At 54.3% G+C, this 21,419-nt stretch carries 10 protein-coding genes and 1 riboswitch; of the genes, 2 read left to right on the top strand and 8 right to left on the bottom strand.

Annotated elements, in window-relative coordinates; translation table 11 throughout:
• Positions 1-49: 49 nt before the first annotated feature.
• From AC0L6S_RS02285 to AC0L6S_RS02260, 6 genes are all read right to left on the bottom strand, one after another.
• Complete coding sequence (locus AC0L6S_RS02285) at positions 50-2,035, bottom strand: B12-binding domain-containing radical SAM protein (protein ID WP_473426801.1); 1,986 nt, start codon at positions 2,033-2,035, stop codon at positions 50-52.
• A 60-nt stretch (positions 2,036-2,095) separates the two neighbouring features.
• Positions 2,096-2,881 carry a class I SAM-dependent methyltransferase gene (locus AC0L6S_RS02280; RefSeq protein WP_473426800.1) on the bottom strand — a complete coding sequence of 262 codons (786 nt, stop codon included), beginning with the start codon at positions 2,879-2,881 and terminating at the stop codon, positions 2,096-2,098.
• A 57-nt stretch (positions 2,882-2,938) separates the two neighbouring features.
• Positions 2,939-3,730: a class I SAM-dependent methyltransferase gene (locus AC0L6S_RS02275; protein WP_473426799.1), complete on the bottom strand. Its 792-nt coding sequence runs from the start codon at positions 3,728-3,730 to the stop codon at positions 2,939-2,941.
• Between the two features lie 80 nt (positions 3,731-3,810).
• Positions 3,811-13,188, bottom strand: coding sequence for an SDR family NAD(P)-dependent oxidoreductase (locus tag AC0L6S_RS02270; protein ID WP_473426798.1), 9,378 nt, complete (start codon positions 13,186-13,188; stop codon positions 3,811-3,813).
• 95 nt (positions 13,189-13,283) lie between these two features.
• Entirely contained in the window at positions 13,284-15,287 is a 2,004-nt protein-coding gene (locus AC0L6S_RS02265; RefSeq protein WP_473426797.1) for a B12-binding domain-containing radical SAM protein, read from the bottom strand.
• Between the two features lie 469 nt (positions 15,288-15,756).
• A complete protein-coding gene (locus AC0L6S_RS02260; RefSeq protein WP_473426796.1) occupies positions 15,757-16,578 on the bottom strand; it encodes a 4'-phosphopantetheinyl transferase family protein in 822 nt (273 codons plus the stop codon).
• A gap of 176 nt (positions 16,579-16,754) precedes the next feature.
• Positions 16,755-16,841, top strand: a riboswitch (cyclic di-GMP riboswitch).
• Between the two features lie 9 nt (positions 16,842-16,850).
• Here AC0L6S_RS02260 and AC0L6S_RS02255 point away from each other — a divergent pair.
• Positions 16,851-18,725 carry an alpha/beta hydrolase family protein gene (locus tag AC0L6S_RS02255; RefSeq protein WP_473426795.1) on the top strand — a complete coding sequence of 625 codons (1,875 nt, stop codon included), beginning with the start codon at positions 16,851-16,853 and terminating at the stop codon, positions 18,723-18,725.
• A 119-nt stretch (positions 18,726-18,844) separates the two neighbouring features.
• Here AC0L6S_RS02255 and AC0L6S_RS02250 read toward each other — a convergent pair whose 3' ends face one another.
• Both AC0L6S_RS02250 and AC0L6S_RS02245 read right to left on the bottom strand, forming a co-directional pair.
• A complete protein-coding gene (locus tag AC0L6S_RS02250) occupies positions 18,845-19,408 on the bottom strand; it encodes a PEP-CTERM sorting domain-containing protein (protein WP_473426794.1) in 564 nt (187 codons plus the stop codon).
• A 214-nt stretch (positions 19,409-19,622) separates the two neighbouring features.
• Positions 19,623-19,931: a hypothetical protein gene (locus tag AC0L6S_RS02245; protein WP_473426793.1), complete on the bottom strand. Its 309-nt coding sequence runs from the start codon at positions 19,929-19,931 to the stop codon at positions 19,623-19,625.
• Positions 19,932-20,231: 300 nt separating this feature from the next.
• Between AC0L6S_RS02245 and AC0L6S_RS02240 the strand changes: the two genes are divergently transcribed.
• Positions 20,232-21,419: a hypothetical protein gene (locus AC0L6S_RS02240; RefSeq protein WP_473426792.1), complete on the top strand. Its 1,188-nt coding sequence runs from the start codon at positions 20,232-20,234 to the stop codon at positions 21,417-21,419.

The raw sequence follows: 21,419 nt of genomic DNA, 5'->3' as shown, positions 1-21,419 counted from the left end.
TATTTCCCAGTGGGACAAATACCCGTGTAAACAAATATTGCGCTACTAATCAAGCAGACATAATTTTCACGGGCTCGGCCTCGACCTGAACAGCGCCGGCTTTGCCGCCGCGCAGTTTATCGATCGACAATTCCTGCTCCAGCGCCCGCAATATCTGATCGCCCATCAAGCGTCGTGAAAGTGAAAGTTCGCCCTTCTCTTTCGCTTCGTCGCCAAATTTCTTTCTGTAGCGGCTATTGGATTCCTCAACGGCTTTGTGTGTCAGTTCGACGACTTTCTCCCGATCTCCCTCGGTGATGTCATTCAACTCACCGCCTTTTTCCGTGGAGAGGGTCTGAAACACACTGATAAGCACAAACTCAAAATCGTTGAGATCGAGAATCTTCTCGTTGACGATCGCATGCAGTGTGACGAATAGCTCGGCATACTTTTCTTTGAACTCATCCGAGATCATCATAGTGGCGTCCGAGATTTCCGGCACAAAGTCACCTGACAATTCACGATCGATCTGATCCTGAATAGCAAGCTTGAGTTTGGGACGGTCGGCATAGCCGTACTGGCGCATGATGATACGAGTCACCCGCGGTAGCATGAACGGCGCACAACGCATAGTGTGTTTAACGATATCCCAGACAATGCCGCGGGTATTGCTGTCTAGGCTGAACAGCATGAAATACACGAACTGGGCCATACGTGCCCATGGGTATTTCAACTTCGGCACATCGGGCTTTCGCTTGACCGTGGAGATAAAGGCTTTCAGGCGATACGAAAAGTTCTCCCAGGAATAGACCTTGTCGATCATGTCCAGATAGCCCTGGTGCAGTTCGATCCGAGTCATCTGCTTGGGCAGAATATTTGTTGTCCCTGGATTGCCGTAGTAGCGACCGTGGCTGTCCCCCTTTAACAAACGCCCCTCGTCCTTGACGCGCTTCCACAGTGCTGTTCCCGGTGGCGCCATCAATACGCGGATCGACGGTACCGCAAGGTGTGCCTGCTGTACGAACTCAAACTGCTGATCAAAAATCGACTTGTCGTCATGATCGAATCCGACGATCAGTGAACCACGTATGGAAATCCCATAGGACTGGATTTTGCGAATATCGGCCACGAGATCGCTGTTCACATTCTTGATCGCCTTGGTCTCCACGAGACTGTCCATATTAGGCGACTCGATACCGATGAATATTTCCGCGAAGTTAGCATCGGCCAACAGCTCCAAGGTCTTATCGTGCTTGGCAAAGTTGATGGTCGCTTCACTGGCAAACGCCAGCGGCTCGTCAAAGGAGTCGTTCAACGCTTTCAATTTGACCAGCAACTCGCGGGTATAGCGCGGATTGCCGTAGAAATTGTCATCCGAGAAAACAACCCTGCGGACGCCGAGACGCTCCATATTGGCAACTTCTTCCAACACTGTTTCATGCGGTTTGAAACGGAAGCGGTCACCGAATAGATAGCTGACGTCGCAGAACTCACAATCAAACGGGCAACCCCGCGATGTCTGAACGGCACCAACCAAATAGTTACCTACGTCGCCCTTGATGGTGTCCCACTTTGGAGGCACTGTCTTGCTGAGATCCAGTGCGGCCACTTGACGGTAAGTTTTTTGATAATCCTTGTTCTCAAAATCTTCCAGGAACTGTGGCCAGGTCAGCTCTGCCTCTCCGATAAACAACACATCGAAATCATTGAAGTAATTCTGCGGGCCACTCGAAATACCCGGGCCACCGACCACCGTCAGTATGCCGAGTTTCCTTGCTGCCGCCGCTACTTCCGCTGCGCGGCTCAGGTGAGCGGTAAAGCCAGTACAGCCGACGATGTCAAAGCTGGCGAAATCGGGCTTCTCATTCGCGGGCCCTCTGACGGCCTCATCCCATATTTCCACATGGAATCGCTCGGGCGTTAGACCCGCTATCGTCGCGATATGCAACGGCATCATAAAGGCCTTGGTCTGCGAGAATGGCAACTGCAGGAATGACTGATCCTGTGTCAGGTCAAATCGCAAGGGAACCGGTGCTACCAACAGTATGCGTATCATTTTGAGTGCCTCTCTATCTGTATTTCAATTCAGTGAATTTCAAGTTCCAATGCAACTAACTTACTTTGTGCAACACACTTTCAGGTAATAGTTCAAATCGGGTACCCGCCCGTATGTCTCGTGCAACCGCTGTGACAGCTCTTCCCGGGATATCTTTCCGGCAAGGAACTGTTCATTGAAATACCCTGTCGCGTGGCGATAATGGCGACGCCAGCTCTGCTCGGTAATATCTTCAACGGTAACGGATGTGAAGCCAATACTCTCTAGTACGCTGCGATAAGTCTCAAGATCGGGCACAAAGTTTTCAGTAGTGCGGCGCTCTCGACGATCTTCCCCATCCCAGGTCATCAACATATCGGAAAAAGCAATCGAGCCGCCGGGTTTGAGTAACTTCAACGCGGACTTAAGAAAATTCACTCTGGTCACGAAATGGAAAATCGCCTCGACGCAGATCATATTGTCGAAACTTTCATCGGCGAAACTCATCTCCATGGCACTCATATTTTGAAAAGTAACACCGGGGGCGTTCTGCCGAGCGATCTCGAGTTGTCGGTCGGAGATATTGATACCCACAACCATTTCGGGAGGGTAATAGCGCAACAAATAGGCAGTCGTAGCGCCTTTGCCGCAGGCCACATCGAGAATGTTCCCGCTCTTGTCGTCAATGCAGGACAGGAGTTGGGCCATCATGTTCTCGCAGGCTTCTTTCTGCGTTTTGGTATCTTCCTCGAAATAGCCAAAATTGAGGTAGTCGCTGCCACCATAGTAATCCTTCACGGCTGACCAGTCGGCCAGCCTGTCATAGTGTTCAACAACCTGTTCAATTTTTACAGCTGCATCATTCATGGTTTTTCCAAAGCTCAATTAAAAAATAGGCAACCCAAGCCTAAACGGCCCGATTGTCTAAACAGGTTTTTGTCCGGCACCTTTCAAGTAGTAAAGCATATCTGGGACACGGGAATACGTCGGCCTTAACCTGTCGATTAGTACGTCTTCGGTAATTTTCCCGGCCAGAAACTGACTGTGAAAATACTTCACCGCGTACCAATAATGTTGCCGCCAGCTCTGCTCGGTAATATCGTCTATCTCGACATTCTGGTAACCGGTCTTTTCCATCAATGCCCGGTAGGACTGCAGATCCTCTAGATAGTTTTTCTCTGTACGGCTCTCGCGTCTGCGCTCAGCATCGAGCGTCATCAGGACATCGCACAACACCAGACGACCACCCGGCTTCAATACCCGCAGTGCCTCTTTGAAAAAATCCTCGCGGGTACAGAAATGAAATGCCGCTTCCACACAGATAATATTGTCAAAGTGGTTGTCATCAAATGTCAGGTCAGTGGCGCTCATAATCTGGAAGTTCACGCCCGGTGCATTCTTTCTCGCAAAGGACAGTTGATTCTCAGAGATGTTGATGGCAGTGATGTTTTCCACCGGATAGGTGCGCGTTAAATAGGCCGTGGTCTCTCCCTTACCACAAGCCACATCCAGAATATTTCCCGAGGTATCCGGGATATAGTCCATCAACTGCGCCATCAGGTTCTCACAGGCTTCCTTTTGATCCCTTGTGTCTTCGGTCCAATAGCCAAAGTTGAGAAAATCGCTATCACCATAGTAGCTACCCACCTCCTGCCAGTTACACAGTTGGTCGTAACGCTGCAGAATATAGTTTTCGATGGATTCTGCTTCAGACATGATATTCAATCCTCATATTCCCTCACTTTTTGGCTGCATGAGCCATCGCCTGTTGGCCGTCATTTCTCGTCTGGCGTCGATCATGAAGCAATCCTGTTAATTTCCGCATTGCCGAAACCTTCAAGGCCGTCAATTTCATAAATCACCTGCCCGTCGGCGACAACCCACGCTCTCGCGCTGTAGGTCTCATCGCCTGTCTCGGGAGCAAACCGCGTCAGAATGATCACCTGGTCCGCGTCGGCGACTCTGGAGTCAGAAGCAAACCGCTGCAGGCTGCCAAGCGCATTCGGTAGCAGAGTGGTGTTGTGTGTGGCCCGCGACCAGAGGATCGCAAGTTGCGCAACGGTATCGAGCACCAATGGATTTACTATCCACCTGTCGCGCCCGCTGGCCACCAGTGCTTTACTGTCAGTATTGATAACCGCGTCGATACCGTAGTGATCGTACCCCGCTATCGCCCGAATCGACTGATACGCAGGACCGTGAAACAGCCAGTCACTGTAGGAATCTTCCGCAGATTTGGGATACGGCGTTTTACACGGAACAACATCCACATCCAGACTACCCGCATCGTGCACTGCCGGTTCCAGTGTCATCAGGCACTCATACAGTGGCCGGATCTTGCGCGCCGGATCGAACATTGCCAGGCGCCAGCGGGAGTGTTCCGAAGATTCATCCTCCAGTTCGGCGCGGACAATAACTTCCCGATAGTCGGCGGAGATCACGACACCCTCATACAGGCGCAGGGCCTCAACCTTACTGAATTGCCATTGCGGATTTGCCAGCGCAGCCGTTTCTGCCATCAACTCCGTCGCAACCGCGAGCGGCAGTACCGGATTGCCGTCGATGACATGGTCTTCCAGATAGGCCTGCGCCCTGCTGTCCAACGTAACCTGCGCGGTTATCGAGCCGTCTGCCAGTCGAAAAACGGACTGATCATGCAGCAGCGGCAGATCTGTGGCGATTCGGGTACTGCCGGGTGTAATATCGCACCAGCTACCCGGGCCAAGTATCACCCGCACCGGGGCGCCCGGTACGCTAAGAGCTTCGTTCCAGGCGGCCTTACAGCCCCCCTGAGGCTCGACCAGTCCCACACCGCGAGCCCGAAACTGGCGTTCAACCTCCTCGGTTACCATACCGGCCCCACACCAGGGGCCCCAATTCAATGCCGCGACTTTACAGTTCAGGCCGTTGCGCTTGAAATCCTGCTGCATCCAACGGGCAATGCGATTCAGTATCTCGTTGCCAGCGGCGTAATCGCCCTGCCCGCGGTTGCCAAAATAGCCCGCTACCGATGAAAACAGCAGGCAGACTTTCAGATTCGCCAGATCCAGATGTTCCAGCATACCCAGCACCGGATCGACCTTCGTACTGATAACCCTGCGGAACGACTCTGGCGATTTATCGACGATCACCTTGTCTTCAATGATGCCGGCGCCGTGAATAACACCTGAAATCTTATCCTTCGACTGTAGCTCTGTGAGCAACTGCGCAAACGCGTCCGAATCGGAAACGTCACAACTGACGTATTCCGCTGAGCCGCCCGTTGCACGAATAGCATCCAGTGTCCTGTTGACTTCCCGGTTGGCAAGCAGCTGCTTCAGCGCCTGTTCCAGCAATTTGGGCTGGGGTATTTCGCCCGAGTCTTTCGCTGCGTTCACCAGGTGTTTACGCAGTTCTATCGGGCTGTCTATGGCGGCCGTGGCCGCCGATTCAGGCATGGGCACGGGTGAACGACCCACCAGTATCATGTGGGCCCCACAGGCCAGTGAAAAGGATTTCGCTACCTCTGCGGTTATGCCTCTGGCACCACCGGTAACCAGTACCGTGTCATCGGGGCCCAGTTCGATCGCGGAATCCGTAAGCGGCTCAACCGTCTCAGCGGCAACTATCAACGCCAGCCGCTCGCCGCCGCGGTAACCAATTTCTATCTCCCCGCTTCCGGCGGACGCAAGCTCGGACAGCATCTGCTCCGCAGTCGGGTTTTCATCAAAATCAACGACTGAAAAATGCGCAAACGGCCATTCTTTTGCAGCGCACTTAATCAAACCGGCAAGCGCACCCCGCCAGGGATAACGGCATTCTTCCGTCACATCCGGAGCGCCAGCACCCGCTGCATCGAAGGCGCTGAACTCGCCGCCACCCAGCGTGGCACACAATGCGGTAAACGTATTGCCATCGGCGGCGCGCAGTTCCTCATCCAGCGCCTGCAGGAGAAACAGCAGCGAACCCGCTTCCTGATCCAGCAATGTATGGAAGGCGGCAGCATCCACCTCCGTCAGGTCTGTCGAGGCGCCCGTCGCCGCCAGGTGAACAAACCCCACGATATTGCCGTGCTTGCTGCGCGTTGCCTGAACCAGTGTCTCGGCGGCCGCACGGTCGCCGAGATCGGCCAGAGAAACAGGAACACCTATGACATTTTTTTCGGCTACCGCGTTACTCAAGGCTTTGCATAACGCGGCCTGCTGCTTGTCCTCCTGCTGGTATATCAGCAGGAGTGCGCCCTCAGCCAGCCCCGATGATGAAGTTGGCCCGGCTATTGCCGGCACCGGTCTTACCACACAGCGCGGACAGATTTCTTCGGCACGTGCACGCTTTATCGCCGGTGTGATCGATACGGGTTTTTTCAGTTGAGCGGCTGTTGCATCCGCTGCTGTCGGGGAAGCTTCAGCTGTGTCTCTCCCCTGATTCACATAGGGCCGGATCACATTGAGGATATCATTGATGCTCTGCACCGCAGACATCTGCTCCATGTAGTCCTGGCTCGGCGTTTCCATATCGGGTAATACAACTTTGCGAAACGCTGCGACAACCTCTACACGTTTTATCGAGTCGATGCCCAACTCGGCCTCGAGGTTGGCATCCGGATCCAGGACCTCCGGCGGGTAACCCGTCTTCTCGGAAATCATATCCACCAGGATTTGCTGCAGGTCCAGCGCTGGCTGTGCTGCAACATCGGCAACGGGAGTGGACACCATAATGGCTGCCTCCGCCGCTGACGCTGTATCCACTGTGCCGACGTAGGGACGAATCACGTTGAGGATGTCATTGATGCTCTGGACCGCGGACATCTGCTCCATATACTCTTGGCTGGGCGTCTCCATATCGGGCAGCACGATCTTTCGAAATGCTGCCACGACTTCCACACGTTTTATCGAGTCAATACCCAGCTCGGCCTCAAGGTTGGCATCCGGGTCCAGCACCTCCGGTGGGTATCCGGTCTTCTGGGAAATCATATCCACCAGGATTTGCTGCAGGTCCAGCGCTGGCTGTGCTACAACAACGGCAACGGGAGTGGACACCATAATGGCTGCCTCCACCGCTGACGCTGTATCCACAGTGCCGACGTAGGGACGAATCACGCTGAGGATGTCATTGATGCTCTGGACCGCGGACATCTGCTCCATATAGTCCTGGCTAGGCGTCTCCATATCGGGCAGCACGATCTTTCGAAATGCTGCCACGACTTCCACACGCTTGATCGAGTCAATACCCAGTTCGGCCTCGAGGTTGGCGTCCGGGTCGAGAATATCCTGCGGGTAACCGGTCTTCTCGGAAATCATATCGACCAGAATCTGCTGCAGATCCAGCGCCGGTTGTGCCGCTGCAGCTGGAGCGGCATCGGGTGCGGTCACCACACTGGTCGGCACCGTCGAGGCAGCCGCGGAGCCAACATAGGGGCGGATCACATTGAGGATGTCATTGATGCTTTGCACCGCAGACATCTGCTCCATATACTCCTGACTGGGCGTATCCATATTGGGCAGCACGATCTTTCGAAACGCTGCCACGACTTCCACACGCTTGATCGAATCGATACCCAGTTCGGCCTCGAGATTGGCATCCGGGTCGAGAATATCCTGCGGGTAGCCGGTCTTCTCGGAAATCATGTCGATCAATATCTGCTGCAAATCCAGCGCCGGTTGCACTGGTGCGCTTACCGGCGGCGCAACGACGGTGTCGCTGAGTGCCGGTGGAACGATTTGTGTATCGTGCACTGGCGTTTTCTCCGGTGGCGTTCCGGGAGCGACTGATGTTCCTGTATCCATCGCTACAGGCGCAGTGTATGAAGCGGGGATACCGGGTTGTTGCGAGACACCGGGCACTGCAATAGACGGTGCAGTAGTCGATGCACCTCTGGATTGCAAATATGCTGTCATCACCGCTTGCTGGGTCTCAATAAACTTGCGCATATTCTGCTGGAAACCCAACATCATCTGGCTTCTTACATCGTCTGCAGCCCCTGCCATCCCAGGCGCGGCTGGTGCGCTGATATCGGACGAGCCAGCTTGGAAGGCGGGTGCGGATACCGGTATATCCTGAACAGGTTGTTGCTGCGCAATGCGGGGTGCCGTTTGCTGTGCCTGCAGCTGCTGCTTTATCTTCGCCATCTCCTGCTCATTCTGTAGCTTGAATTTTGGACGCGGCTTGCGTGGCGGCTCGCCCACGGGTCTGGCGTAACTGCCGTTCAACCACCACATACTGGCAGCGGGCTCTACCTTTGCCTGCTTATTCAGCGCTGCCAATCGGGCCGGCTGAATATCGCGGCCGCTGTATAGCCGTTCACAATCCACCGCCATACCTTGAACAATCATTCGCGCCAGCGCGCACTGGAAATAGGTCACATCGTTGATCGCTTCTACATTGGTGCTGATGGCAGCGTGTGGCCTGTCGCCGACAATCTGTGTGACCAACTTGGAGAGCACATTACCGGGCCCGACCTCGACAAATACGCGGTAGCCGTCGATGTAGAGGTTTTCGATCTGTTCCTGAAACCGGACAGGTGACGTCAACTGCGCTTCCAGCAGCGAGCGGTATTCACTCACTATTTCGCCCGTATCACCCTGCGGATAGGCTTCACCGGTGGTATTGCTCATCACCGGAATACTGGCCGGTGAGAAATCAACCTGCGCCAATGCTGCCACGAGACGTTCGCGCGCCCCCGTCATAATCGGACTGTGGAACGCACAACCAACGGGAATGGGAACCTGACCAAGATCGGCCTTTTCCAGCAACTCGGCAGCCTTGGCCAGCCCTTCCCGGGTGCCACTTAAGATTGTCTGCCGAGGGCTGTTGAGATTGGATATCCAGCAGTTATCAATGCCGTCAAGCAGTTCGGTCAGGATCTCCCGATCCGCCGATGTCGCCAGCATGCCCCCGAGGTCGACATCGGCATTCTCTGCCGTCATCTGCATGATGGCATCGCCGCGGGCGAATGACACTTCGTACAAGCTGTTCTCGTCAAGACAACCGGCGGCGTACAGTGCGACAAACTCGCCGTAGCTGTGCCCGGCAACGGCATTAGGCGAAACACCGAAAGATTGCAGCAGGTGCAGCATTCCCACAGAGCTGACGCCCAGCGCGGGCTGGGTGATATCCGTTTGCTTCAGGGTCTCGAACGCTGCGCGGCGCGCCTCATCGTGAAAAAACGGCCTGGGGAAAATGTAGCGGCTCAGGGGCGCGGGCAGTGAAGATGCCAACACAGTGTCAGCCCGGTGATGGCTTTGCGCCAGCTCACTGAACTCCAGCGCCAGGTCTCTCTGCATATTGAGGTACTGGGAGCCCTGTCCGGGGAACAGAAAACAGACATTGCCACCATCGACCAGCGGGGCATTCGTGACGAATACATTGTTTAACTGTGCCTGTTCGAGGGCTTCCTGCAACGTGTCGACAGGGGTGCTGCTGTCATCCAGTAATTGTTGCGCAAGACCGACCTGTTCGAGCAGTTCCCCCAGCGAGCCCGTGACGATTGCAACACTCTCAAACCGGTTGTCCTCGTCCAACAACGAAAACTGCACACGTTCATTATCCAGATGCAGGCCGTAGGCGAGCTCGGCAATGGATACCTCAACCTCCTTCTCAATTGCCGTCGACAGCTCGGCCGCAAAACTGACAAGCTTTTGCTGCAGCTGCGCCACAGACCGTGCCTTGAACACAAAGAGTTCAGAGGCCATCGCATTGCGCAGGCGTAATTCGTGTTGCGGTATCGCCGAGCGCGTGTACTCCTCCATAGCGATGTGGAAATTGGTGCCACCGAAGCCGAACGAAGACACGGACGCCCGCCTCGGGTGTTGCGGCGATATCCACGGGCGCAATTCACTGTTAACGTAGAGCGGGCCGTCTACCAGATTGGCGTCGGCGCTGGGCTGGGCCACGTTCATTGTCGGCGGCAGGACTTTATGATGCAGCGCCAATGTCGACTTTATCAGCCCCGCAATACCTGCTGCACACTTGGTGTGGCCTATCATCGATTTCACGCTGCCGACCGCAATACTCTGGGCAGGGGCACCTGATTCCTGCAACAGTTGACCCAGTGCCAGTGCTTCTGTGCGATCTCCCACCGCTGTGCCGGTACCGTGCGCCTCAAACAGTCCAACACTGGCAGGGCTGTAACCTGCCTGCTGGTAGGCCCGCTTGAGTGTTCGCAACTGCCCTTCGACGCGCGGCGCGGTCAAGCCCATGCTCTTGCCATCGGAGCCGCTGGAGGCAGCCTTGATAACGCCGTATATCTTGTCACCATCGCGCTCTGCATCGGCCAAACGCTTGAGCACAACCGCTGCATGACCCTCACTGATTACGATGCCGTCGGCATCGCTATCGAAGGTGCTGGATCTGCCGCGTGGAGACAGGGCACCGGTCTTGGAAAAGCACAAATAGCCGAAGGGGTTTTGCGTGGTATCGCAACCACCGGCGACCATAACATCACTTGTCCCGGCGCTGAGTTCCCGACACGCCAGATACACAGAGGCCAGCGATGAAGCACAGGCTGCGTCGACAGAAAAGTTTATACCACCGAAATCAAAGCGATTACTCACCCTGCCAGCCACAACATTGAGCAGGATGCCGGCAAAGCTGTCCTCGGTCCATTGTGGCAGGTTTTGTAACAGTTCTTCGCTGGGGTTTTCAAGCAAGGCAGGCAGCATGGAGCGCACAATATAATTGGAACCCAGTTCAGCCGCCCCACCACCAATCCCCAGAATAATGCCGGTTCTATCCAGATAGGGGTTGTCTTCGAGCAGGCCGGCATCTTGCAGGACCTGTTCTGTCAGCTTCAACGCAATTAACTGCATCGGTTCGATCTGCGGTATGGAATTGGGCGGGATACCGAACTTCAGTGGATCGAATAGTATGTCATCGACGAACCCGCCCCACTTGCCGTAAATCTTGTCGGGCGCATTGCGGTCGGCGTCAAACCAGTCTTCATAGGCAAAACGATCGGAAGGTATCTCGGTTATCGCATCGTGCGCGCGGAGAATGTTCTCCCAGTAGCTCTGCCTGTCGTTCGCCCCACCCGGCAACAACGTCGCTATGCCCACGATGGCTATATCCAGGGGCTCCCCAGTGAGCGCCTCACCATGACTTTCCGGCGTTGCGTCGAGTTGCAGTGACGCCTGCCGTTCACGCAGGAATCGGGAGCCGCCCTCGCACACTCGCTCGTGCAGCGCCTCTATCGACAACAAGTCATCATTGAGTGCCACGACCTGGCCGATCATGTAGACACCTTCGCGCTGCTGCTCGGTCTCGTCAATCTCAACCAGTGCGGAACCCGCTTCTGCGTCCTGCCGACAGACCCCTTTAGACGCTATCCGCAGCCGTCCAATATTACTTTCATCCAGTGACTTGCGCACTTGCTGGGCGTTCAGACCCTGCGCTTCCAGGCGCGCCTTCTCCTGCAGAAATGTCTCATAGTAATGTGTCGGTGCCATTCGGATAGCATGGCCGCCACCGGTGTCTGCGATCTCGGTGTAGCGGGAAGACTGCGCAACTTGCTGGAATTTTGGCACCACAGCGCCGGTGGCAACGGCTTCTTCGGTGAAGATGTACGCTGTCCCCATCAGGACACCAACCTGTGCACCGCGCTGCGTCAACGGTGCGACCAGCACCGATACCATGGCCGTGCTGACTGCATCGTGAATGCCGCCGGCGAACAGCAGCTTGAGCTCGGCGAAATCCTTGTCAGACAGCCCCGCGCCCAGCAGCGTCTCTATCATTGAGGACCATAAAACAAAACTCGTACGCGGCCCGATATGTCCGCCGCATTCACGCCCTTCAAATATAAAATTGCGCACACCGTTTTGCAGGTAATCCGTCAAAATCGAGGGCGAGGGCGCGTGCAAATAGGTCAGCGTACCGCTTTCCTGCATCGCCAATGCCTGGTCTGCTCGCCCACCGGACAATATTGCGAAAGGCGGCCTGACCTCATCGACAGCCGCCATCTGCTCGCGGAACAATTCAGGTTCATTAAACGCCAACAAACCGACACCCCAGGAACGCTCACCCATCAATTCTCTGGTCGTCTGTAACATGGACGTCAATGTACTGCCGCTGAGCAACGCCACGGCGAGAAACGGCAACGCCCCACCCTGCTCCACCTCGTCACAGAACGCGGGCACATCACTCACCCGGGTCATCGGACCCTGGACAATGGGGTATCGGGTACGGTGGGACTGCGCTAGCGGGCTATCCTCACTAAACGCATTCTCTGCTGTAAGCGGTAACTGCTCATCCACATAGTGAGAAAGCGCAGCAAGCGCCTTCGCCACAGTGGGAAATTCCTCTGCCCACCCCCGGGCGAACACGGCGTCCTGGCCCAATGAAACCAACCGGTGCTTGGGACTGTTATGGGCGTACAGGCGGATGATCTCGTCGCGCAACGCCTGCCCTGCGCCGCCGCCGGCAGCAGATACCAGTGTTCGGGACAATGCACCCACTGCGGTCATGCCAGGCAGGTCCAGCGCCTGCCATTGCTGGAACATTGACAGTCTTAGCGCGGTGGCCTCGCTGCCGTCCAATGCCTCCAGACGACGTTTCAGGGCACCCTCCAACGGCGACTCCCTGAGAAGAGCAAATTGCCAGTCGAGTACGACACCTGCCGCCCCTGCAACGACACAGGCCAGAGCGGTGTAGCGGCTTATACCTCCCCACGCATAGGTATCCAGATCAGTGACTGCGAGCACGGATTGCAGTAATACATAACTGGTCTGCTGGCCGACCAATCCACCGGCATCACTGCCTTTTGCCAGCAGGAAGTCGAACCCGAGTTGGGCAGCGGCGATTGCCTCTTCGGCAGATGTGACAACCAGGCCGAGCCGGCGCGCCCTTTGTCGCCAGAAAGCTATATAATCTGCATCGATACTAACGTCATCATCGCTGGCAGTATCGCGCAATGGCAGCGTAAGAACGATATAAGGTATTTCGGTAAGCTGCGCTGAAATGAACTGATCAAACACGCTCTCCTGCGGAGGCAGAATGAAACCGAACCGGTCGTCAGTGCCCTGCTCGATCAGGCGTTCAATATTAACAAGGGGATCGTGGGAGGTACTGGCTGCTGAGGAGGAATTTTCGGGATCGAGAAAAGATAAATCCAGCAATCCGGCGTGCCCGGATCTGGAAGCCGCAACCGGCAGGCCCGCGTCACAAATACCCGGTAACGAATTTACGAAAATTTCCAGACTCATCTCTTCCCTACCCCGCCACTTTCGCCGGCTTCATAGCCCCGAAACATCCCTGATCTGCGCATCGATCACAGTGTCGACAACCACCCTCAAATCACTCAAGAGAGATTGATAACCTCAACCACCTGGGCGGCTGCCGTTGGCTGTGAATGCTGCAGATTGCCCGCCTCCTTCTGAAGTTGCGTCTGATGCTGCAGTTCGGATAATTCTATCCATACGTTCTTGTAGATATCGTCAGCAATGCGCAACTTTTTGTACCTTGGAACTTCGCCGCTGCGTTCATTGCAGGGTTCGAAATCCTCAGGGTTCATATCGTTGAATTTTGCGCAGGAGCGATCCACCAGCTCACTCATCATATCGAAGTGATAACTCTCCAGACCGGCAAAATCTGCTCCCCATCGCACCAGGAATTCCAGAAAGACTTCGGTAAGGCACTGACTCTGATTCGAAAGGTCCTTCAGGCTGTAGTAGCTGCGTTTGTAGAGCTCCGGAAACAGCTTGTCAAAAGCCGGCCTGAACTCCACCGGTGGCGGCGTCGCACGATCATCACTCTCCAGAATGACTTCTCCGAGTTTTTCAAGTCTGATCTGATTTTCCAACTGCGGCAGCAATTCACAGATCGTCACGTAGTAACTGGCATGTTGCATAATCAGAATTTTCACTTTGCGCATCAAGCCGGGCTTGGTTGCCAGTGTGTGCTGCATCATGTCAGCGATCGCTCGCCTGGCTTCGTCGGTCTGCGGCACCCGGGCGAGTATTTCGTCTTGTGTTATCGCTTTTGTAACTGCATTGGGCTCTGGGGGATTCTTCACCAGGTCGACAAAACCTATTACTCGCTGGGCAAAGCTGGACCAGGAATAAACATTCTTCAGCAGCCAGTGATAACCCTCCAACAACTCCACCCGGCTCATTTTCTTCGGCAGGATATTGGTATATGTCCTGGCATGGCCGAGATTCTTGTTCTTGGCCATATTCAGGACACGCCCCTCGCGCATCATACGAATCCACATCGGCGTGCCCAGTGGCGCTTTGAGCATATTGATCGCGATGCTCGTCAAACACGATTCCTGAATAAAATCGTAGTGCATCTGAAAAATATCTTTATCGTCGTCATCAAAGCCGACAATCATTCCAGCGCGTATACCCATGCCATGCGCGAGCGTCATATGCACGTTCTCGATAAGATCGCCCTTCAGATTCTGCCGCTTGTTTGCGCCCTTTAAAGCCTCTTCATTGGGCGACTCAATACCCATGAACACCAGATCGAAATTGGCCTCGGCCAACAGGGAAAGAAACTCGTGATCTGTCGCAACAGCTATCGTCATCTGCGTGGAGAATACCAGCTCTCCGTCATACTCTTTATTGAGCTCGATCACCTCTTTGAGAAGTGCTTTGGCGTATTTGCGATCCCCGCTGAACTCATCGTCACAGAAAAAGATGTTAGTCAGGCCGAATGAGGCCTGCATGCGTACCTCTTCGATAATCTGCGGGATAGGCTTGTGGCGCATGCGACGGCCGAACAGGTAGATGACATCGCAAAACTCGCAGTCGAAGGGGCAGCCCCGGGTAGTCTGGACAACGCCCATAGCATACTTACACATATCGTCGGCGATGCTGTCCCAGCAGGGTAACGGTGATTCATCGAGATCGGGCTTGTCGATCTGGCGGTATTCGGATTGATAGGAACCCGCATCCCAGTCATCCAGAAACTGGCCCCAAATAAATTCTGCTTCATTGATAAACAGAATATCGAATTCGGCGCGGTAATCGTAAGGCGAGCCCGACACACCCGGCCCGCCGATAGCAGTAATAATATTTGCATCCCGGGCAAGTCTGGCGACGGTGCGACACTGGGGGAGATGGTGTTTGTACCCGGTAACGCCCACCAGGTCCGGCTTGAGTTGCTCCAAGGTTGCAGCGGTAATCGGGCCGTGTACGATCTCATCCCAGAGCTGCACCTCGAAACGGTCTTTTGGCGTCATTGCAGCCAGTGTTGCAAGGCCCAGCGGTGGGAAGTTGTTCTTGACCTCTACCGACTCCTCACCGGTAACCCACAGTGACTCGTTATCCGATAGTGGACTTACCAGTAAGATCTTCTTCATCCTCGCGATTCCCCCAATACCTGCTGGATACAGCAGTTCTCGACATTTATATAGCAATTCCAATCCCGCCACAGGGAGTAGAGAGCTAACCAACCCGGCCTATCCTCAAACAGATACACGGTGCTGCTACACCAACAAAAGGAGGCTTCACTTGATACGACAAGACCCAAACGTATACCCCTGCTCTATCCCATACCACTGGAAAGCCATACTAAATGCAATGTATTTTCCTAAATATCCTGGATTTACGGTAATGCACCTCAATCGTCCTGAGTTTAGCACCTTGAGACAGGCCCGCTATTGTGAAACTATATTTCAAGCAATATTCAGTCCAAAAGCGCAGAATCCCCCGATTAACAGCACCTTGGCTTTAATATCGACGTTTCAGTGACCACCAATACCACAGATGTGTAAAGATTTGGCACAATAGTCCCTACAAAAGTGATTGGGTGCACAAAAAAGGCGCGCGTTATTGGCCCAATGCGCTAAGTTCCCGCTTGAAAGCCAGGGGAATGGTTTCAAAATGGCGGATAGAATAATCCTGCGGCGACAGGCACTGCCCCCCCTCGCGCCTTCCGGTACGGACAGACAGGGCAATTCGATGTTCCTGGCTCGGGTAAAAAATCCAACTGCTCCATAGCGCCGGCTCATCATCAATATCCTGTGCAAAACTGAGCCGGACGTTGCTGTTGACCTCCGGCACAGTGGCGTGACCTATTGCAAAAGAAAAACTCTTTAGAGGCAGGGCGAACAACCCGAGACCGCGGGCTTTGATATAAGATTCTTTCAAGGTCCAGTAGTCGAAAAAGCGGCTGCGCTGCTGTTCCTGGGGCAGGCTGAAAAGCTCCTGAACCTCCTGCGCCGAAAAATAATGGTCTGCAATCGACAGGATATCGCTGCGACGGCCCAGCGACTCTACGTCACAACCAATGTCATAAAGGGGCGTAACCGCGCACACGATCAGCCCCGGTGTGTGACTGAGGTTGAAACGCAACGGCACAGGTGAATTATGCAGCTCAGGCTTGCCCTTAGGCCCGATCTCCATGCGCCAATCAGCGGGGTCCACATCTGCGTAGGTAGAGAGCAGATCGCGCACAAAGGCCCTGGTCACCAGTGCGCTGTGCCTATCTCTCTCAAACCTATAGCGCTGTTGTTTAGCTTTTTCCGCTTCAGTCAGCAAATCCTGATAGCGCGCCAGTAAATCACTGTCGACGCAGTCCTGCGGCCGGGTACGCCACAAGTGGATACCTGTTTCGGGCAACTCCAGCAGACCTCTCGATGGTAGTGGCAATCCGCCCTCCCTATTCATACACCCTGTTTTGCGTCAAGCGGTGGACGCCGCAGAATTATCCGATGCCTGACTCGAGATTGCCAACTCCATCACATAATCCAATAGAATTTTCATGCTATTTCTCCATTCTTATATTGCATATCACAAGCCCTATGGCTTACATTGACCTCGAAGCATTCTGTAAACGGCAAACCTGTCGAAAGACAGGGACGCAAAGTCACCGGCCTAAGGCGCGCAAGTGCGATGGCAGCGGGACCACCTGGATGGGAACAATGAACAGTATTTTACGTGTCTTTTCATATCTAGCGGGGTCGCGATTTGACCTCTCCTTGAAACTCCTCGCCCTGTCACTGCTATTTGCCGCCGGCTCGACGCAAGTTACTGCCGGCATCGTCCAGCCAGCGCCAGGTGAGACAGTCACCCGCTCCACTATCACGGTCTCCTGGACTGAAGAACCGGGAGCTCAGGGTTATATGCTGGGCGTGGGTACCAGTGCGGCCGCAGTCGCTCCGGGAGTATGGGGTGATATCAGCTTTCAGGACGCCCGCAAGAAAACATCTGTGGACGTCTACAACGTTCCGATGAACGGCGGAACGGTTTACCTCAAGCTCTGGACTTTAACCGCTTCTGGTTGGAGCAGCCAGGATTCCAGTTTTAGCACTGAGAGCGGCGTGCAGGACGGACCTGCCGTAATCACCGCGCCACTCCCGTCTGAGCCGCTGAAATCCGGTGATATTCTCGAGTGGGCCGGCGTTGGAACCGATGCCTATCTGTTGGCGGTAGGTTCTTCGTATGAAGTTATTTCACAACCACCCTGGGTCGACATATTTGCCTGGTACGGCACCGGGAATTCCGTAACACTCCCTCGACTACCCCAGGACGGATCTGAGATTCACATTCGCCTCTATTCGCGAATCAAAACGCGCTGGACCTGGCAGGACTTTCAGTTTACTTCAGCAGTGGTTGAACCCGCAGAAATTGTGTCTCCTGCCCCAGACAGTCAATTACAGCAACATGCCCAGCGTATCGAGTGGGCACCTGCTGAGGGTGCAACCCAGTACGCGCTCTCCGTAGCGAGCGATCCGGCAATTCTGGATAAACCCTCCGATTCAGACATTTTCAGCAGCTTCACCGCTGATACCAACCTGGTTGTCACCGGTATCCCCGTAGACGGCACACCGGTCTATATGCGCTTGTGGTCTCTGATAGAGGGAGATTGGTACTACACGGATTCCACCTACTCATCCATCTTCTCCGAAGCCGCTCCCGATCCTGTCGCCGAATGCAGAGAGCGTCTCTGGGAGACAGTGTCTTTGGATATACAGGGAGAGCAACGAAACCTGTTGTGGCGGGCACCAGCTGACGGAGCCTGGGCCAAAGGTGCCATTGTCGTTATGCACGGTGGTGGCGGCGCCAGCTCGGATTGGTGTGTTGAGGGAGCGCTTACCCACGATATGCTTGCGCTCACTGAAGCCGCCATCGATGCCGGTTTTGCGGTGTTCTCGCTGAACTCCAGCGGCTTTACGGACGATACCGGGCAGGATTGCGGCAAGCGCTTTGATGCCCTTAGCCCGCCCGAAGAGAACAGGGATATTGCCTATATCGAACAGGTGCTCGGCACCACCATTCCCGGCCTACGACCAGCGGGAAGCAACGAGAAAATATTCATGACAGGCATTTCCAACGGTGGGTTTATGACCACCAGAGCCTCCACACATTTTGACGACAGCATCGCGGCCTTTGCCCCCGTTGCCGCCGGCGACCCGTACGGCGCATTGATTACCTGCCCTGCGACAGATGTCGAAGAAGACAAACTTCGTCCCGGGGGCTACCTCGACAAGGAGTCCATGCAAGCCATCAGTGTCATTGATGCCTGCGCCCTTCCTAGCAGCACCCGGGAAATGGCGTGGGAGTCAAAGAACCCTGTGAACTACCCACCATTCATGCTGTTGCACCACAAACAGGATGGCGCTGTTGACTTGAGTTGCATGGACAAAGCGAAGGGGAATCTGTTATCCCGAGGCTACAACCTTCACGGCACCTTCCTGGTCGACGACGAAACGCCGCGCAGCCTGGAAGCGCACTATTGGCAGCCTGAATACGGCCCGGAAATACTGGAATTCTTCGAGTCCGTGGCCGAGGAATAGAAGCGCGGCCTGCACCCGACCGGCATGCGTCTACCGCGTGCCGGATCACGTCTGAACTTCTAATCGATAGCTTCGGTGGTGGGCGCTCCCCAGATGCAACCGTTCACGCCGCGGCTGCTCTAGCCGCGTACCCGCCGACGTGACAGACCCAGCGATGCCAGTCCAGCACCGATCAGCAAAAGCGTACCTGGCAGGGGAATATCGGTATTTCGGTCGGCGACCACATTGAGCGTCGACTGATAGAAATCCCAACTCCACTCAGGTAATCGCGGCTGGGGAATACGCAGATTAACGATCAGCACGCCATCAGTGATGATGGCCAGATCGACATTCTGGACAATATCGGAAAAATTCACTTCGTAGGAATAGATGTGCGCCGCATCGTCCAGAACAGCCACCATCGGGTCAGCACTGGGGTCGTAGGGGAAAGGTTCCTCATTGCGGATATCATCGCGCACCTTGAAGACTATCTCGGCACTGATCAGCGTATCAGTGGCAGGATTGTAACCATCGTCGAGAATACTGTGCGTGTAATAGAAGCTGGGAAAGATCGAGTTTACCGCAATGATAGGGACGTTAACCGGCGCAACCACATCGGTAAAGGCAACGGGTACGGCCTGCGCCAGCGATGACGCCGAGGCTACAGCCAGTGCAGAAACGAGCTTCAACGCCTTATATTTCATGTCCTCTCCCTGACCTCCCCAGATAAAATTTATCACAATCTGGAAACGCACTTATTAAGCAAAGCACATATCGCCAAAATTGCAATCTTCTTACTCGCATTCATCACGCAGTCACCGCCGAGGCGATTGTCTGTCGAGAAACGTGTTTCCGAACCAGAAATGCGCGCTATATAATCAATGCAATTTGCGGGCCAAGCTGATATTGCCTTATTTTTCAACAAGGTACCATCGGTGACGATCCGAGCATGTAAAAAAAACTGACACTTCCCTGCACCAACAGCGGGCACACCTGCGCATCGCCAGCGAACAGTGGTAGCAACGGTGCGGCGAACTTAAGGTTGTACCGCGCCTGTAGAGCGACGGTGAGCGGCCGATTAAGGTTGCCAATGGTGGTGGCCCACGACGCATAGCCTACGACACTCTCGTACTCAACCTCGAAGCCGCCCTCGATACAGTGGCCAAACGCATCGCCCATTCGACGCAACAGGATACTGCTAGCACCGAAGCTGGCATTCTTACTCAACAAAGTGCACTGGGAACCCTTGATCACCTCAACACGTTCGAATTCGAAAATTGCCTACTGAAAATCTCTCAACTGGCCAGCCCATACACCGTCGATAAACAGGCCGACGGATTGATCCAGTTCTCATACTCCAGGGTGAGGAAAGCAGGCACAGCAAGACTCCCGTATCCAGATGCTCTACAATTTCCCCCGCAGCTACACCGGCAAACACAGTGCCCACCAATTCTCCGGAAACTCAGATATGGCTAGTGCAATCGACAACTCGTGCGTTCAACGTGACGACAGGATATAAGCTGCGCAATGAAGGAATTGATTCTGCATATCGGTTGTCCGAAGACAGGCTCCTCGGCGTTACAATCCTGGCTCGCGATCAATCAGAGCGGTCTTGCAAACCAGGGTTACCATTTCACAGTGCTGGATAGAGAGGCAAAAAAATTCAGGATCAACTCAGGTAATGGAGAGCTGCTGGATACCTTTATCAGGCAAACCTATAGCAAGGTGAACAATGACAGCAAAAAGGGTCAGGCCATCCTCGACCTGTACTTCTCCGGTTGCGAAAAGGCTATTGTTTCCTCTGAAATACTGAGCGGCTTCAGCACTGTAAACATACAAACGTTAAGGCATTTTCTCGACCACCACCGGATCCAGGTGAAGGTAGTCGCCTATGTTCGGAACCTGTATGATTTTTTCTACTCGGCGCACGTCCAGCACGTAAAAAGAACCAATCGTCTGACCAGCTTTGAGAACGCAGTGCTGGATGAAAAGCAATTCAGGCACTTTCTTACCTACCGAAATTTCTCGCCGTTTTTTGACGTCACGCTAATTCACTACGACGCCGTGATCGACAATATCGCCCTGCCATTTTGCGACGCCGCTAATCTGGATTACGCAAAACTCCACCCCCTCCCCGAGAAGCAGGTGAACCGAACACTTTCCGCTGGAGAGATAGCGATTGTACAAACGCTGGGCAGTTGGCTCGCGGACGAAAGGCTTGTGGTGGAAAATTTCTCCAACACGGTGTCAGATGAGCTGGTACACAAATTTCCGGAAGTTGAATCCGAAGTGATGTACAGCGAGAATGTCTATCAATACCTTTCCCAGAGATTCGGTGACCAGCTCGATCAATTCAACAAAGTCTGTGAAAGACAGTTCGATTTCAAACTGTCCATTCTCAGCAACCGCCATTATTTTACCCAAACCCACAACTCGCCGCTGGACAGAACCAGCCTGGAACGTGTTGTGGGCATTCTTTGTGACAACAGCGCAAAAATTGACAAACTCGCGATAGAAACTTTGGCCGACAAACTTTCCGCCGCTAGCGAGTATCAGGACTTATCCGGCAAGCTCATGAAATCGCTGGCGTGGGAGAACCGGATCAAACAGCTGGCCAAGCGGGCAAAACACAGGGCACAACATTTATATGCGCGCGGTACGAACAGAAGGATGCTGATACTGAGATTGAAAGATTCCTTTGGAGTTTACCGGTAG

It is taken from the genome of Halioglobus sp. D3-4, assembly GCF_055809315.1.
This window is presented reverse-complemented; position numbering and strand designations above follow the sequence as displayed.

Bases quoted from the DNA above. Each gene is read 5' to 3' on its own strand.
- AC0L6S_RS02250 (WP_473426794.1), bottom strand. From the start codon at position 19,408: ATGAAATATAAGGCGTTGAAGCTCGTTTCTGCACTGGCTGTAGCCTCG.
- AC0L6S_RS02280 (WP_473426800.1), bottom strand. From the start codon at position 2,881: ATGAATGATGCAGCTGTAAAAATTGAACAGGTTGTTGAACACTATGAC.
- AC0L6S_RS02240 (WP_473426792.1), top strand. From the start codon at position 20,232: ATGAAGGAATTGATTCTGCATATCGGTTGTCCGAAGACAGGCTCCTCG.
- AC0L6S_RS02270 (WP_473426798.1), bottom strand. From the start codon at position 13,188: ATGAGTCTGGAAATTTTCGTAAATTCGTTACCGGGTATTTGTGACGCG.
- AC0L6S_RS02275 (WP_473426799.1), bottom strand. From the start codon at position 3,730: ATGTCTGAAGCAGAATCCATCGAAAACTATATTCTGCAGCGTTACGAC.
- AC0L6S_RS02285 (WP_473426801.1), bottom strand. From the start codon at position 2,035: ATGATACGCATACTGTTGGTAGCACCGGTTCCCTTGCGATTTGACCTG.
- AC0L6S_RS02265 (WP_473426797.1), bottom strand. From the start codon at position 15,287: ATGAAGAAGATCTTACTGGTAAGTCCACTATCGGATAACGAGTCACTG.
- AC0L6S_RS02255 (WP_473426795.1), top strand. From the start codon at position 16,851: ATGAACAGTATTTTACGTGTCTTTTCATATCTAGCGGGGTCGCGATTT.